General features: G+C 38.0%; 13 protein-coding genes. 11 read left to right on the top strand and 2 right to left on the bottom strand.

Features of this window, described 5'->3' with window-relative positions:
• The first annotated feature begins 11 nt into the window (after positions 1 to 11).
• The 10 genes from ACOVQ4_RS10825 to ACOVQ4_RS10780 all read left to right on the top strand — a co-directional run bounded on the left by ACOVQ4_RS10825 (position 12) and on the right by ACOVQ4_RS10780 (position 14,318).
• Positions 12 to 398, top strand: a complete 387-nt coding sequence (locus ACOVQ4_RS10825; protein ID WP_421820659.1) for an FtsL-like putative cell division protein — start codon at positions 12 to 14, stop codon at positions 396 to 398.
• An 86-nt stretch (positions 399 to 484) separates the two neighbouring features.
• Positions 485 to 2,608, top strand: a complete 2,124-nt coding sequence (locus tag ACOVQ4_RS10820; protein ID WP_421820658.1) for a penicillin-binding transpeptidase domain-containing protein — start codon at positions 485 to 487, stop codon at positions 2,606 to 2,608.
• A gap of 306 nt (positions 2,609 to 2,914) precedes the next feature.
• Positions 2,915 to 3,901, top strand: coding sequence for a coiled-coil domain-containing protein (locus ACOVQ4_RS10815; RefSeq protein WP_421820657.1), 987 nt, complete (start codon positions 2,915 to 2,917; stop codon positions 3,899 to 3,901).
• 40 nt (positions 3,902 to 3,941) lie between these two features.
• A complete protein-coding gene (locus ACOVQ4_RS10810; protein WP_421820656.1) occupies positions 3,942 to 5,402 on the top strand; it encodes a UDP-N-acetylmuramoyl-L-alanyl-D-glutamate--2,6-diaminopimelate ligase in 1,461 nt (486 codons plus the stop codon).
• Positions 5,403 to 5,834: 432 nt separating this feature from the next.
• Complete coding sequence (mraY, locus tag ACOVQ4_RS10805) at positions 5,835 to 7,043, top strand: phospho-N-acetylmuramoyl-pentapeptide-transferase (protein ID WP_421820655.1); 1,209 nt, start codon at positions 5,835 to 5,837, stop codon at positions 7,041 to 7,043.
• 319 nt (positions 7,044 to 7,362) lie between these two features.
• Complete coding sequence (locus ACOVQ4_RS10800; RefSeq protein WP_421820654.1) at positions 7,363 to 7,626, top strand: DUF4834 family protein; 264 nt, start codon at positions 7,363 to 7,365, stop codon at positions 7,624 to 7,626.
• 191 nt (positions 7,627 to 7,817) lie between these two features.
• Positions 7,818 to 8,204, top strand: coding sequence for a hypothetical protein (locus tag ACOVQ4_RS10795; protein ID WP_421820653.1), 387 nt, complete (start codon positions 7,818 to 7,820; stop codon positions 8,202 to 8,204).
• Between the two features lie 378 nt (positions 8,205 to 8,582).
• Positions 8,583 to 9,710, top strand: a complete 1,128-nt coding sequence (locus tag ACOVQ4_RS10790; RefSeq protein ID WP_421820652.1) for an efflux RND transporter periplasmic adaptor subunit — start codon at positions 8,583 to 8,585, stop codon at positions 9,708 to 9,710.
• Between the two features lie 20 nt (positions 9,711 to 9,730).
• The gene (locus ACOVQ4_RS10785; protein WP_421820651.1) at positions 9,731 to 12,883 is read left to right on the top strand and encodes an efflux RND transporter permease subunit; all 3,153 of its coding nucleotides are present in this window, start codon (positions 9,731 to 9,733) and stop codon (positions 12,881 to 12,883) included.
• Positions 12,876 to 14,318, top strand: coding sequence for a TolC family protein (locus ACOVQ4_RS10780; RefSeq protein ID WP_421820650.1), 1,443 nt, complete (start codon positions 12,876 to 12,878; stop codon positions 14,316 to 14,318). The genes ACOVQ4_RS10785 and ACOVQ4_RS10780 overlap by 8 nt, the downstream gene beginning before the upstream one ends.
• A gap of 452 nt (positions 14,319 to 14,770) precedes the next feature.
• On the opposite strand, the gene purN is transcribed toward ACOVQ4_RS10780, so the two are convergent.
• Positions 14,771 to 15,340 carry a phosphoribosylglycinamide formyltransferase gene (gene purN, locus ACOVQ4_RS10775; protein ID WP_421820649.1) on the bottom strand — a complete coding sequence of 190 codons (570 nt, stop codon included), beginning with the start codon at positions 15,338 to 15,340 and terminating at the stop codon, positions 14,771 to 14,773.
• A 115-nt stretch (positions 15,341 to 15,455) separates the two neighbouring features.
• Between purN and ACOVQ4_RS10770 the strand changes: the two genes are divergently transcribed.
• Positions 15,456 to 15,992, top strand: a complete 537-nt coding sequence (locus tag ACOVQ4_RS10770; RefSeq protein ID WP_421820648.1) for an META domain-containing protein — start codon at positions 15,456 to 15,458, stop codon at positions 15,990 to 15,992.
• Positions 15,993 to 16,562: 570 nt separating this feature from the next.
• Here the strand turns inward: ACOVQ4_RS10770 and ACOVQ4_RS10765 are convergent.
• A complete protein-coding gene (locus ACOVQ4_RS10765) occupies positions 16,563 to 17,123 on the bottom strand; it encodes a DUF6580 family putative transport protein (RefSeq protein ID WP_421820647.1) in 561 nt (186 codons plus the stop codon).
• Positions 17,124 to 17,149 lie beyond the last annotated feature (26 nt).

Genomic DNA, 17,149 nt, shown 5'->3' with positions numbered 1-17,149 from the left:
TTTTTTGAACAATGGCAAGAAACGTTTCTAAAAATGTAACGCCAAAATCTGGTACTACTTCGAAAAGTCGGTCTAAAGGGCTATTTTCTATGATTGATTCTGTTTTCAACATGGATCGCATTTTGGGGGGAGAGTTTCCCGCCGAGCAAATGCGCTATTTGGTCTGGATATCCTTTTTGATTGTTTTATATATCGCCTCATCTTTACACTCCGAAAGCTTGATACATCAAATTGACAAAACCAAAGCCGAGGTAGAAGAACTCCGTGCCGATTATACCACTCAGCAAGCCGATTTTATGAAAGCAGGAAAACAGTCCGAAATCATTAAAAGAGTGGAAAGCATGGGGATTGAGGAAAACAAAACCCCTCCAACCAAAATCATCGTGAAAGACTGGTAGTAGTCCCTAAATTTGGTGGTCTGTTTACAAATATCAAGCATTTTAGTAAAGGTTGAGATACCTCAACCTACAATAATCCTTTTGTTATGAATATCAAGAAAGACATCGTATTACGTATCCGCGTCATGTTTTTGATAATGCTCCTGTTGGCTACGGGTATTATCTGGAAAATATTCTATTTACAAAATATAGAAGGAAGTAAATGGCGCGAGAAAGCGAAAATGTCTTATGTAGAAGAACGAACTATTGAAGCTGTGAGAGGCAATATCTTTGCCGATGATGGAAGTCTACTGGCAACTTCTCTTCCAAAATACAAACTAGGGTTTGACCCACTTGTGAGTAAAAGAAACAAGAAAAATGAAAAGATTTATGATGATGGTATCGATTCATTATGTCATTTATTAGCCAATTTCTATAAAGACAAAACTGCCGAAGAATACTATGCTAAAATTGATTTGGCTCGTAGAAGAAAAATCACTTATATCGTACTCAACGACGATTTGATAGATTATCAGGTAGTAAAAAAAATGAGGAAATGGCCTGTGTTTCGTGCAGGAAAATACAAAGGGGGCGTAGTTTTCGAAAAAGTGAATGTTCGCTACAACCCGTTTGGAAAGATGGGTGCCCGAACTATTGGCTACAAAAAAGATAAAGAAAAAGTAGGAATCGAAAACTCCTTTGATGTAGAATTAGCAGGAACGTCTGGAAAAGGAGTATTTGAAAAAATCGTTGGCGGAAGCTGGCGACCAGTCGAAGGTGGCGAAAAAAGTATACCTGTTCAAGGATTAGATGTGTACACTACACTCAATGTAAATATTCAAGACGTAGCCGAAACCTCTCTTATGCAAGCGCTACGCAAGTATCGCGCCGACAAAGGATGTGTCATTGTGATGGAAGTGTCTACAGGCGAAATCAAAGCGATGACCAACCTAACCAAAGTAGGGAGAGATACCGCCTACTATGCCGAAACCTACAATCACGCGGTATTGAACCGTACTGACCCTGGCTCGGTGTTTAAACTTGCCTCTATGATGGCAATTATGGAAGAGGGCGGTCTTGAGAATACCGAATTGGTGAACACTGGAGACGGTACTATCAAAATTGGTACACTGACCACCGAAGACTCCAAAAAAGGTGGACATGGAATGATTCCTGCTCAGGAGGTATTTGAGGTATCCTCTAATGTGGGTATTATGAGACTAATGCAAAAATATTTTGGAGACGCTAAGCAAAAAAAATATTATGAGTATCTCAAAAAGTTTCACCTCAAAGAGCCTCTCAATTTCCAGCTTAAGCCAGATGTTTCGCCTGTTATCAATATACCCAAAGCAGGCGACAAAACCGCTATGTATTGGAACTCCATCGGCTATGGTGAATTGATTACACCTCTCCAAATGCTAACTTTTTATAACGCAGTAGCCAATAATGGAAAGTGGATTCAACCTATCATTGTAAAAAATACTAAAATCGCAGATGAAGTAATGCAAGATTTTCATATCGGACAAACCGTATATCCCGATCCTATCTGCTCTGAAAAGACCTTAGAAAAAGTTCGGAAAATGCTCGAAGGGGTTGTGGAAAGAGGTACCGCCAAAAATATCAATAATCCGATGTATAAAATTGCTGGAAAAACAGGTACCTCTCAAAAGTTGATAAACGGTCGCTATCGAGAAGGTATGTACTACACTTCATTTATGGGCTTTTTCCCTGCCGAATCGCCCAAATATAGCATTGCAGTTGTAATTGATAATCCACGAGGTGTAAAACTAGAAGCTTTGTATGCGAGTGATGCCTGTGCTCCTGTGTTTAAGGAAATTGCTGATAAAATATACGCCAATGATATTCAGATGCACAAACTCCTGATCAAAGAGGATGGCTCGAAGCTCAACTTTGCCAAACAAAAATTGATTGCTCATTCTTCCGACATAAAGATATTTAACGAGGAGATGTCAATCGACAAAGCGCCTAATACAGAGGGATGGACTGCCGTGAAGCAAGACAGCCAAAATTCTTTTAGTTTCGAAACAAAGTTCAACAAAAAGAACCGCGTGCCAGATACCCGTGGTATGTCGCTAAGAGATGCCATTTATGTACTTGAAAATAAAGGTTTGAAAGTAAGAGTAAAAGGCGTTGGCCGAGTGGTGAGTCAAAGTATTCCGCCAGGTTCTAATTTCTCTCAAGGCCGAACGATTGATGTTGTACTTCAATAAAATTGAGCCATAAGTTCAGCAATAATAGTATATGGCAAGCCAATGATATAGCTGTTGTCTGATTACTGGACAAAATTAAATTTACTAATTCAAGTACAAACACCTGAATCATATTTTCTCGTTTTGTCCAGGAATCTAACCCGTAATAGGTATTGCGAGTATACTTCTGATTATGAGATAATTATGTGAGTGAATATGCCACTAACCAATAACTTATTTCATCTTGTTTTCAATTATGTAGGTAAATATTTGTATTTTAGTTTCCTTTAATAACAATCACTAGCTATTTATTAAGCCATTAACCACATGACATCTTTTGTCCCGAACTCAGAATCATCTAAAAAAAGTAAAACTATACGCAACAGTGTCATCGCTGGAGCGGGCTTACTTCTAGGATACTTTCTTTATCATCAATACATTCAGGCTCAAATCCAAGTGAGTCAGATGCAGATGAACACTGAAGAAATCAAGACGATTAATACCGATTTGGGACGCCTAAGAGAAGATATTCAAGACAATAGAGACGGAATTCAAGAAAAGCAGCGCAAAATAGACGAGCTAAAACAACAACTCGAAACTGCTCAAAAAGAAAATAAAGAACAAAGTGAAGAACAGCGTCGCGAATTAGTTCAACTACTTCAGCGTCAGATTAATCAGCTTTCAAAAGAAAAAGATGAGCTTCAAGTTCGTTTGAATAAAACGATTGGCGAATATGAAACCAAAATATCGAGTTTTCAGAAAATTATAAAGCAAAAAGACAGTATTATTTCTGGACAAAACACCACCATTCATCAGTTGGAAGATGTGCTCGCTCAGAAACAAAATGAAGTTAAAAAACTAGAGTTTGAATTAAAAGAGACCAACGATGTAATCGAATCGCTTGATGACAAACTTCATGTCACAATAACCGACGTAAGCTTTTATGCCAACGGTTTTGATGATGCAGATGACGACCTCAACAATAGTAACAATAAAAAGAAAATTACTGAAGTTGGCGTGTTTTATTCTTTAAGTAGAGAAATCCGCGAGGCAGAACATATCTTAGTAGAGCTATCGTTAGGCAACCAAAAAATTATTGGTAAAAAAGAGTTTTCAAGTAAAGATATCGAAGAAATACAAAAACAATCCAGACAAAACGGGGTAGAGCGCCCACTGAGCGTTAAAATTCAGAAAGGAGCATTTGATGTGCCTCTCAAAATTAATTTCTATGTCAAGGTAGGAAGTCACAAACAACGTTTGTTTCTGATTGACTCAAAGGTAATCCCTACAATTAAAAGTAAAAAGTTTATATAATTCTTGAAAAGCGCTCCTAAAGCGCTTTTTATGTTACCTTATGAAAACAGTTACACAAATTTTCCAACAAGCAAACACAATCTCTATTTTGGGTAATCCCGATGTAGAGATTTCACAACTTACCATCGACTCCCGTCAAGTTGCCCCCAAAACGCTTTTTGCAGCGCTAAAAGGCACACAAACAGACGGACATTCGTATATCCAAAAAGCTATCGAGCTTGGCGCTAGTGCTATTCTCTGTCAGGATTTACCAGAGGTAATCAATCCCGAAGTTACTTATATTCAGGTAGCAGATTCTGCTGAAGCACTCGGATATGCCTCTTCTAATTTTTATGATAATCCCTCTAGCAAACTCAAATTAGTAGGCATTACGGGTACAAACGGAAAAACAACCACGGTAACGCTATTATTCAGACTTTTCAGGGTCTTGGGATATAGATGTGGCTTAGTTTCGACAGTTCAGAATCAAATCGACGAAGCGATCATCCCTTCTACACATACCACACCCGATGCCATCAATCTTAATAAATTGCTGGCACAAATGGTCGAAGCAGGTTGTACACATGCTTTTATGGAGGTAAGCTCACACTCAGTAGTGCAGCATCGTATCACAGGATTATCCTTTACAGGGGCTATTTTCTCCAACATCACCCACGACCATTTAGATTTTCACAAAACATTCGATAATTATATCAAAGCCAAAAAAGGTTTCTTTGATATGTTGCCTAAGTCTGCCTTTGCGCTAGTCAACATCGATGACCGTCGTGGCTCGGTAATGGTACAAAACACCAAAGCAAATATTAATACCTATTCTCTCGAAACATTAGCTACTGTAAAAGGGCGTATTGTATCGGATAGTATTTATGGTTTGGAAATGGAAATCGATAATAAAGAGGTTCATTTTCAGTTAATTGGTACTTTCAATGCATATAATTTAATGGCCATTTATGGTGCGGCTGTTTTACTAGGCGAAGATAAAGATGAAGTCCTCATCAATATGTCAAGCCTACAGACGGCGCCAGGTCGTTTTGAACAAATTGTTTCGCCAGATACCCGCAAAGTAGGTATTGTAGATTATGCCCATACGCCCGATGCGCTCGAAAATGTATTGAAAACCATCAATCAAATTAAAGAAGGAAACCAACAGGTGATTACGATTGTGGGTTGTGGAGGCAATCGCGATGCCACCAAGCGCCCTATTATGGCCAAAATTGCTTGTGAGTTGAGCGATAAGGTTATTTTAACTTCAGACAATCCACGTTTTGAAAATCCTACCGACATCCTAGAACAGATGCAAAAAGGAGTACCTCCCATAGATTTCAAAAAAACGCTGACTATTGTTGATCGAAAAGAGGCCATACACTTTGCTATCAATGAGTTATCGTCAAATGGAGATATTATTTTGGTAGCTGGTAAAGGTCACGAAACCTATCAGGAAATTCAAGGAATAAAACATGACTTTGACGATAGAGTTGTTATTAAGGAGGCTTTTGGCATTTAAGAACACGCGCTCGAACAGTAAAACTTTTCTATTTTAAACAAACTTTATTCAATAAAAAATGAGAAATTTGACGCAATAAGTTAGTGAGCAAAATATAATTTAAGTTTTTTGTTTTAGGCAAAAGATAAAAGGCAACAGGTAACAGGCAAAGAGTGTTGAGTTGTTTTTTTAGTAAAAATAGCTACGTTTTTGCCGAATGCCCAAAGCTGAAAGCCGAAAGCTAAAGAAAAAGGCGTTTTTTTATGAAATTATAAAGCCTTTTTGCCTAAAGCCAAGTACTAAAATTTTATTTTGTGTAATAACTTAAGTAATCGTGTAGAATTAAGTTGAAGAAATTAATGAGATAAAATATTCGTAATCATAAAATTACATTCAAATCTCATTACTCATACTTAACAATCCCTTTCAAGTCAAATTTCTATCCACTGAACCATGCTCTATTATCTTTTCGATTATCTAGACAAACATTTTGACTTCCCAGGTGCAGGGGTTTTTCAATATATCACCTTCCGCGCCATTGCTGCCACTATTATGTCGTTGGGTATTGCAGCTATCTGGGGCAAAACTGTCATTAATATGCTCCGTAAACTTCAAATCGGGGAAGATATTCGTGACTTGGGTCTTGAAGGCCAAATGCAAAAAAAAGGTACTCCTACAATGGGAGGCTTTATTATCTTGTTGTCGTTGTTGGTACCAACATTGCTTTTTGCCAAACTTCACAATGTCTATATCATTTTGTTGATTACTACCGCAGTTTGGCTAGGTGCTGTGGGTTTCTTAGACGATTATATCAAAGTATTTCGTAAAAACAAAGAAGGTCTTTCGGGGCGTTTCAAAATTGTTGGTCAGGTTGGATTAGGACTTATAGTTGGACTAACGATGTGGTTCAACGATGACATAAAAGTACGTACTTACGAAAAAGCTACTATTGCTGCAAATATTGGAGAGGTTCAAAAATTTACCGATTCAAAAGATTTAATCACTACGGTTCCTTTCTTAAAAAACAACCAATTTGATTACAGTTATCTATTGCCAGATTCAATGGACCAATACACATGGATTCTTTATGTTCTTGTGGTTATTATTATCATTACGGCTATTTCAAATGGTGCCAACATTACAGACGGTATTGATGGGCTTGCGGCGGGCACCTCAGTAATAATCGGTATTGGTTTAGCGATTTTGGCTTATGTATCGGGTAACAAAGTGATTTCGCAATATCTCAACATTATGTTTATTCCAAACAGTGGCGAGCTGGCTGTATTTTGTGCCGCCTTTGTGGGGGCTTGTGTAGGTTTTTTGTGGTATAATGCCTATCCAGCACAAGTTTTTATGGGCGACACCGGCAGCTTGATGCTTGGAGGGGTAATTGCCACACTCGCAATTGTGATTCGTAAAGAGTTACTAATTCCAGTATTATGTGGTATTTTCGTGGTCGAAAACCTATCGGTAATTATTCAAGTGAGTTATTTTAAATACACCAAGAAAAAATATGGCGAAGGCCGACGCGTTTTTCTGATGTCACCTTTACATCATCATTATCAGAAAAAGGGTTATAACGAATCCAAAATTGTTACCCGCTTCTGGATTGTCTGTATTATCTTGGTTGTGGTATCGCTCGTAACCTTAAAATTGCGTTAGAAATACACAGATGACTATCTTTAGTCATAATAAATAGAGAAATTTGTTATTCGATTGTAGCAGCTTTCTCACAAAAAAAGGAGTTGGCATACAATGCTAGCTCCTTTTTTTGTGTCATCTATATGGTTACATACATCAGGATATAAAAATCATTCGGCAGTAATACCTTTGTTTATGCCTGTGGTATAATCAAACAACCGTTCATAAAAACTTGTTAATTAGCCACGATGTCAACTAAACATTTGATTAACTTTGATGTCAAAAGCCCAAGAACCATTATTGGGAACATACTAGTCATTTATCAAAACTGTTTATTGAAATGTTTAAATTCATTCTTATAGTAGTGCTCATTTTTTTTGTATTTCCAAAGCTTTTAAAATGGGCATTAAGAGGGTTTGTAGTTTCACAAATGAACAAAGCCCAGCAAGATTTTCAGCAGCAATATAAATCAAACTATGACACCAATCGCCCCAAAAAACGCGAAGGTCAGATAGATGTAGATTTTGTTCCTCCTAAATCAGGTAGAAATTCTGATGATTTTAATGGAGGAGAGTACATAGATTACGAAGAAGTAAAAGATTAAAACCTTTTTGATTAATTGGATAATTCAAATATCGCTCACCATTCCTCAGAATAACCAAAAAAGAATAGAACATCATTTTTTATCGATAAAAATAGGCATTTCAAATCCTGTTTTTATCTATTTATCTAAAAAACTAATAAAAAGATACATTTAATTAACTTTAAAATTGTATTTTTGTAAAAATCAGTAGAATGATTAACGATAAATCACATATAATTTTTTCTATTCTCATTCTATTATTGATGTTCTTTCACATTAATTCAGCTGTGGCACATAGCAATGGAAATTGTACAAAAGAAAGATTTTTTACGTCAAAACATTTTTCTCCGTCTTTCAAGCTGATACCTCATTCGCCTCAACAGCCCCATGACTCATCTGGTGAAAAAGATTTAAGCACTTCAGATTCAGATCATGAAGACATCAGTCATGATTATTCATCTGGCTCTAAAGTGGCGTTGTTGTATGATTTTGATGAAGTATCGCTTATCCTATTGGCTAACAAAAATGCCTCAATCTGGTATTATTGTAATTATGATGGTGTGGAGTTGCGACAATCAACACCTCCCCCTCGAGCATAACATTTTACCTTTCCACGCTCAAAACCCACCTAATTCAAAAATAAGTGCCTGTTTCGAAAACAAAGAGATAGATAATTATATTTTTTGAATTATACTTCATCCAATTAATCAACAAACAAAAAACAACAGTTGGAGGTACTTTTCGGAGTACCTCCCTCTAGTACAGTGTGTGGGCACTGTAAGCCAAAGCTCATAATTTCTCATTTCCAGTTTTGAATTTTATAAACACTATTTCTGCCTACTCAAACGCAAAATGTAGCTGTAAATAGATTTTGAACTTAAGCACTTTGATTCAATATATTGATAATCTCAAAGGACAGGGAAAACTATACCCTATGGCCAGTTGATGATTGTCTCATTCAGACAAATAGAAAAATTATGAAAAAAATTCTGTTGGCAGTTAGCCTTTGTGCAGTATTGGCATCCTGCAACAAAAAAGAAGACAAAGCTGATATTGAGCTTGAAAATTTTACGGTAACATCTCCAATAGTGGTGGATACCTTTTTACACAACGATTATGTAGCCGAAATCAATGCCGTTCAAAATGTAGAAATCAGAGCACGAATTAAAGGTTATCTCGAAAAAATCTACATCGATGAAGGAAAGTACGTTCAGCAGGGGCAATTACTCTTTTCGATTAACAATCCCGAACTCAAAGAAGAGTATATGCGTACCAAAGCGGTAGTAAGAAGTACCATGACCGAATTAAAAGCCGCTGAGTTAGATTTTAGTAACGTAAAAAAATTAGTAGATAAAAACGTAGTTTCCAAAACAGAACTCGAACTAGCACAAAACAAGGTAGAACTAGCCAGCGCCAAAGTAGAAGAGGCGCAGGCCAACGAATCCTTCGCCAAAATCAAACTTACCTATTTGCAAATCAAGGCGCCATTCAATGGAATTGTCAATCGTATTCCTAACAAGCCAGGAAGCTTGATGGAAGATGGAACGCTATTGACTACTATTTCGAAAAACGATGAAGTATTTGCGTATTTTGATGTTTCAGAAAAAGAATATCTTGACTTTGCCGATAATGCGCGCAAACAAAAAGATACGGCACCTCAGGTAACGTTACTTTTGGCCAATGGTGAAGAGCACGATTATAAAGGTCGTGTTGAAACAAGTGAAGGGGAGTTTGATCAAAGTACTGGTAATATTGCCTTTCGTGCGCGTTTTCCCAATCCACAAAAAATTCTAAAGCATGGAGCAACGGGTAAGGTAAGAATCTTACAACGTTATCGCAATGCTATGATTGTACCTCAAAAAGCCACTTTTGAGATTCAGGACCGCATGTATGTGTATGTGGTAGACAATAAAAACAAAGTAAAATCAAGAGCTATTAAAACCTCCAAACGTTTACCGCATTTTTATATCGTAGATTCAGGACTAAGTACTGAAGACCGTGTTGTGTATGATGGTATTCAAAACCTAAAGGAGGGTTCAGAAATCAAACCTAAGTTTGTGGCACTCAAAGCCATTGCCAAAGAGCTTTCTAAATCAGATAAATAATAGACCCAAGATTTTTCACTATGTTTAGTAGTTTCATCAATAGACCCGTGCTATCGTTGGTTATATCCATCTTCATTGTGATTTTGGGTTTATTAGCCATGAATAGCCTCCCTGTTACGCAATACCCTGATATTGCGCCACCAGCAGTAACAGTTACCACCAAATATACAGGCGCCAACGCCGAAGTATGTGCCAAAGCGGTTGTTATGCCCCTTGAGCGCGCCATCAATGGTGTGCCAGGTATGACCTATATGACCTCGGTATCGGGTAACGATGGTACAAGTATTATTCAGGTATACTTTGAAGTAGGTACAGACCCCGACGTAGCAGCCGTAAACGTACAAAACCGTGCAACAACAGTTCTCGATGAATTACCCGAAGAGGTAATCAAAGCAGGGGTTGTAACTGAAAAAGAAGTAAACAGTATGCTTCTTTATATAAACCTAATAAGCGAGGACACAACTCTCGACGAGAAATTCATTTATAACTTTGCCGATATCAACGTTTTAGCAGAATTAAAGCGAATTAATGGAGTAGGTTTTGTGGATATCATGGGCTCTCGCGAATATGCCATGCGTGTATGGCTTAAGCCTGGGCGTTTGGATGCCTATCAACTTTCGGCAGAAGATGTAATCAAAGCACTCAAGGAGCAAAACGTTGAGGCAGCTCCAGGTAAAATAGGGGAGAGCTCTGGGCGTCAGGCTCAATCATTGCAATACGTACTGCGCTATACAGGTAAGATGACTAAAAAAGAGCAATATGAAAATGTAGTCATTAAAGTTACTGAGACTGGCGAAATGCTTCGTTTGAAAGATGTAGCAGATATAGAGTTTGGTTCTTTGGATTATGATGTACTTTCTAAAGAAAATGGAAAACCTTCTGCAGCCATCGTATTGAAGCAGCGTCCTGGCTCAAACGCCAGTCAAGTAATCGCAGATATCAAAGCTCGTTTGGAGTTTTTGAAGGAAACAACCTTCCCTCCAGGTATGACCTACACACTAAGCTATGACGTATCACGCTTCTTAGACGCCTCTATTCATGAAGTGGTAAAAACCTTATTCGAAGCCTTTATTTTGGTAGCTATTGTGGTATTCTTATTCCTACAGGATGTTCGCTCTACCCTGATACCTGTGTTTGCTGTGCCTGTATCACTGATTGGTACATTTGCCTTTATGCAGTTATTTGGTTTCTCGATCAACCTCCTCACTTTATTTGCCCTAGTGTTGGCAATTGGTATTGTAGTTGATGATGCCATCGTAGTGGTGGAGTCTGTCCATGCCAAAATGGAAGAAAAACATCTCAGTGCCAAACTCGCCACAATCGAATCCATCAATGAAATCAGTAGTGCGATTATTGCAATTACCTTGGTAATGTCGGCGGTATTTATACCCGTAGCGTTTTTGGATGGTCCTGTTGGTGTATTTTATCGACAGTTTTCTGTGACAATGGCCATTGCAATTGTCATATCGGGGGTCAATGCCCTTACCCTAACGCCAGCGTTATGTGCGTTGATTCTTCAAAATCCACATCTTGGTGAGAAAAAGCAAACTATCGTTACAAGATTTTTCGACGCATTCAATACTCAATTCAATCGCCTGACAGGGCGCTATGGTTCCTTGTTAAAGTTAATTGTCAATCGTCGTTTGGTTACGGTGGGAGTCTTGGTGGCTTTTAGTGTAGGCTCGTGGGGTGTTGCCAAGATATTGCCTACAAGTTTTATTCCTACCGAAGACCAAGGTACTATCTATGCAAGTGTTACAACTCCTGTTGGTGCTACCCTCGAACGTACAGAGGAAGTGATGAACCAAATAGACAAAATTGCTCAAACACTTCCTGAGGTATCTTCTATCTCGAGTTTGTCTGGTTTTAGTATGATGACCGATGGGGTTGGTGCGTCTTTTGGTATGAGTACCATTAACCTAAAACCTTGGGAGGATAGAAAGGCTACGGCTAATAAATTAATTGACGAATTAATCACCAAAACCAAGCATATCAAAGGTGCTGATATCCAATTCTTTCCTCCTCCTGCTGTACCGGGTTTTGGTAATGCGAGTGGTTTTGAGATGCGTTTATTAGATAAAACAGGAACGGGTAACCTTCAAAATATTGCTAAAGTGGCTGACGAATTTATGGAAGAACTCAAAAAACGTCCAGAAATAAAGGATGTTTTCTCCAGTTTTAACCCAAACTTTCCTCAGTATCTTATCCATGTTGACCAAGATTTGGCTGCCAAAAAAGGTATTTCGGTAGATAATGCCATGAGTAATCTTCAATCTTTGATTGGTAGTTTTTACGCCACCAACTTTATCACTTATGGACAGATGTATAAGGTGATGGTACAATCGGACCCTAAATTCAGAGCTCAACCTGAAGACATCATGAAGTTGCGTATCAAAAACAAGAATGGTGAGATGGTTCCGTATGCTATTTTTAGTAGAATCGAACGTGTATATGGCCCAGAGCAATTGACTCGCTATAACATGTATTTCTCGGCAATGCTCAACGGTGAGCCTGCCCCAGGATACAGTACTGGAGATGCAATCAATGCAATCAAAGAAGTAGCCAAAGCCAAACTTCCTCGTGGATACACCTACGAGTGGTCAGGAATGACTCGTGAAGAGGTACTTTCGGGCAATCAAGTTGTATACGTGTTCCTGATTTGTTTGCTATTTGTGTATTTATTGCTTTCGGCACAATACGAAAGCTTCATTTTGCCCATGGCAGTTTTGATTTCGTTGCCAATTGGTATTTTCGGCTCGTTGTTCTTCTTGTATATATTTGGCCTCGAAAACAATATTTATGCTCAAGTAGCCATGGTCATGCTCATTGGTTTGTTGGGTAAAAACGCCATCTTGATTGTGGAATTTGCGATGCACGAACAATCACAAGGACGCACGATTATTCGGGCGGCTATTTCGGGAGCTATTGCACGTTTCAGACCTATTTTGATGACTTCTTTTGCATTTATTGCAGGGCTATTGCCCCTTATGTCGGCCTCGGGAGCAGGTGCTATTGGAAACCGAACCATCGGTACAGCGGCGGCAGGAGGTATGCTTTTCGGTACTGTATTTGGTATCGTGATTATCCCTGGCTTGTACGTAATTTTTGCGAGTTTAGCTAGCAAAAAGAAGAAGTCCAAAAACATCAAAAAAATCGAAGAAGCTTATGTTTAAATATAAAAAAGGCATATTGTTGGCGCTGACAACGCTTAGTTTGGGGGCATGTAAGGTTACCCCAGAAGTACCACAAAATAAGCCATTGTTGGTATCTGCCAATACATTTACCCACGATTCGGATTCCACCCAAAAGGAAATTCCTTCTGTTGGAGCATTTTTTGCAGATACTACGCTCGCTGCCTTGATTGATACGGCATTACAAAATAATTTTGATTTGCAAGTAGCCTTCCAACGAGTAGAAATGGCTCGTGCAGGAGTTCGTTTTAGTCGTGGCTTAGGTATTCCCGAAGTTTCGGCGGGTGTAGTGGCAGGTGGAAGAAAATTTGGAAATTATACCATCGATGGGGTGGGTAACTACGATACACAATTTTCGACCAATCTTGATGATAAACAAAGTATCCCACAACCATTTATTCCCGACTACCTGATTGGGCTTCAGTCTTCATGGGAAGTAGATATCTGGGGTAAGCTAAAAAGCCAAAAGAAAGCGGCTTTGGCTCGCTATCTATCTTCAGAATTTGGAAAAAGTTTGGTACAAACTCAATTGGTAGCCGAAATCGCAGATGCTTATTTCGAGCTTTTGATTTTGGATAATGAGCTAGACTTTTTGGAAGAAAATATTAAGCTACAGCAATTTTCGTTGGATGTGGTTCGTGTAATGAAACAGGCAGGAGAAGCCAATCAGCTCGGTGTTGAGTTGCTCAAGGCTCAATTGCTTAGTTCGACCGCCATGAAAGTTGAAGTCAATCAGCAGATTATCCAAAATGAAAGCAAAATCAATTTTTTGTTGGGACGATACCCACAACCCATCAAACGTCCTAAGTTTGCTTGGGAAAAAGTGATTCCTCCAGCGCTCTCGGCAGGTGTACCTTCTGATTTACTCAAAAACAGACCAGATATACGTCAAGCCGAATTGGATTTACAAGCCAGCAACGCCAACCTATTTGCAGCCAAAGCAGCATTCTATCCATCATTTAATATCAATGCAAACTTAGGCTTACAATCATTTAAGGCTTTGTTGCTCTTAAATCCAGCTTCAGCAGCATACGGTCTGGCAGGAAGCTTGATGGCACCCATCGTAAATCGTAGAGCCTTGGCTGCCGACTTGATGGCCTCTCGTGCTGAGCAAAAAACGGCTTATATCAATTATCAAAAAAATATTGTGAATGCCTTTACAGAGGTATACAACTATCTTTATTTGATAAAATCTAATGCAGATATTTATAAACTCAAGTCTGAAGAGGTAAATACCCTAAAAAATTCGATTGGTGTGTCAACAGACCTTTTCCGTTCGGGGCGTGCCACCTATTTGGAAGTAATTACAGCTCAGAAAAATGCTTTGCAATCGCAAATTGAACTTATCAATGTGAAGAAAAAGCAATACAATGCAGTAGTAGGGCTGTATCGCGCGCTTGGCGGTGGCTGGAAATAGACTTCAATTAAACATAGGTCATCTCGAATTGAGTGATTGATTACGTAAAATTTGATTTCCATCAGTAGAGACGCAATGCTTGCGTTTCAAACTATTCAAATCTAGTGTAGAAGTATCAAAAAAGCGGTTGAAAAACATTTTTTCAACCGCTTTTTTGATGAAAACTTGAAGAATAATCCAAATCTAAAATTCGGAATAATTCATGTTTTATTATTAAGTGAGCCAAGTTATATCTAAGTTTTGTGTTTTAGCCACAAGGCAAAAAGCGTTAATTAGTACTCAAAATAAAATTTAATTTTTGAGCTTTGGGCTTTCAGCTATGGGCATTCGGCAAAAACATATCTACCGTTACCAATAAACTATTTAACACTCTTTGCCTTGTGCCTGTTGCCTTGTCCCTAAAACACAAAACTTAAATATAATTCTGCACGAATACTTAACACTTACTTGATTTATACTTCTTCACTCAGAAGTTTTTCTACAATTTCAGGAAAATATTTATGTTCTAATACCTGTCCTTTTTTGGCAACATCTTCAGCTGTGTCGGTTGGTATTACAGGATATGATGCTTGAAAAATGATGGCTCCTTCGTCATAATGCTCATTTACATAATGAATGGTAATGCCCGATTCGGTTTCCTGGTTTTCCACAACGGCCTCGTGCACAAAATGGCCATACATCCCTTTTCCACCATATTTCGGTAATAGCGCAGGGTGAATGTTGATAATTTTGTTAGGAAATGCTTCTACCAAATTGGAGGGTATCAACCATAAAAAACCAGCCAAAATAACCCAATCTATATCATTTTCTTGAAGTAAATCGACGATTTGGTTAGACCTGAATTCGGCTCTATTAAACAATACCAACGGAATATTGAGTCGTTCTGCACGCTGAATAACCCCAGCTGAAGGATTGTTACAAAGAATCAATTTGACTTGTGCCAAATCCGAATCTTTGAAATATTCTACTAAACGCTCTGCGTTTGAGCCTGATCCAGAGGCAAATACGGCAAGATTTTTCAAAATTTTAGAAGGATTTTTGTTCTACATTTTTTTACAAATTTATACGATACATTCCAACCATACTACAGCAATAAGACTCTTTATTGAGATTCTTGACTTATTAACCTCCTAAAAAATGAAAATTCTATTGGTTTCTTTAATCTTGATGGCTGGTGCATTTGCTTGTCATCCAATCGATAGCGACGCTGTTCCGAATACCAACTCGGGCAGCCTCAGCAACTTAAAAGGTACTTGGACACTTAAATATGTATTTCTTAGCGATGCTATAGACCAACCATGCTCTTCGAGTAAGACCCCTCAAGGAATTACCTTGAATATTACCGATGAGTTGGTCGAAAACTCCACTAATACTTATGTGATTAATGGGCAATCGGCCGTAAACTCCTATTTTGGAGGAATAAACATTGTATCATTTGATGAAAAAAGCCAAACAGGCAAAGCCAATATTACGCAGTTAGGTTCTACCAAAATGGCAGGACCAGAAGACTTAATGAATTGTGAATTGAGATATTTTACTCTATTAAATGCCACAAAAGATTTCAAAGTCTTCAAAGATACCGACGGAATGTATTATCTTCATATAGGTGATTTCAAGCAAGATATCCAACCATCTCGTGATGGAGGTTTGTATTTGATTTTTACAAAAAAATAAAGATTTTATTAAACCTTTTCTCCAATGGTTGTCATACCAAATATATTTGAAAATAAGGTTTGCAAAGACATAAAAACATTACACCTAACAGAGGTACTGACACACATTACACACCTCTATTTAAAATCACTCTGAACCGATAAATACCATGAGATATCAAGGAAGATTTGCTTTTGTGGGATAATTCCAGCCACCTTATTGGGTAGTTTGACAGCAAGAAATCAAGATGTTTCTGTTTATCTTTCAGATATTACACCGTGTTAATGTATAAAAAAATTGCTTACTTCTAACCTATCTTTCAGGCTACTTTGGTAGCCTTTTTTTATGTAAAAAAATGGGTTATGCTAAATTGTGTATATAGAATTGATAGGTATTTCACCGTGAAGATGTCATGTTTGGTTCAAGTGGCAAAATGAACAGGCTCAAAGGGATAGTGGGATTTTGGCTTGGTGGTATCAAAAAGCGGTCAGAAAATATTTTCTGACCGCTTTTTTGATGAAAACCTGAAGGATAATCCCAATCATAAAATTTGGGATGACCAATGTATTTATGCGTTGAGTATCTTTGAAACTAGAATGCTAAGGCACGTACTTGGCGCTTGGCTGCTTCAAATACCCCGAACATTACCGCCGAAAACAGGAGGTTACTCATTAAAGAGTTTTTCAAGAAAGGTATTGCATTGGTATATGCTAAAACTAAACCGTTCCAATCTTGAGCATATAGTATTCCTTCTGTCCAAACAAAAAAGTTAGAAACCACAAAAAAGGCAAATGTTCCCAGCAAATTGGCAACTAATATATTTTGAGCGTTTACTTTTTTCAAAAGAAAAATCCCAATAGTAACCATTACCGCAAAACTTACAAACACCCCTGGCTCAATTCCGAGAGAGAACGTAGGGTAATATTCTTTGTAAACAACATTATTCAAAACTAAGTTGGAAATCCATAAGGCCAACATTGGAATGGCATAAGACCAACGTTTATTTGCGAAATATGCACCACCAAAAAGTGCCATGGCACCTACTGGAGAAAAGTTAGCCAAAGAAGGAGTTAAAAACAAAAAACGGCTCAATGCAGCGACTGCAATCATCCCTACGATTACTCCAAAACGAAGGTTTATTGAATTTTTCATGAAATGTCTTGATTTGATACACAACA

The organism is Flectobacillus sp. (assembly GCF_049240685.1).
GTDB lineage: Bacteria > Bacteroidota > Bacteroidia > Cytophagales > Spirosomataceae > Flectobacillus.
This window is presented reverse-complemented; position numbering and strand designations above follow the sequence as displayed.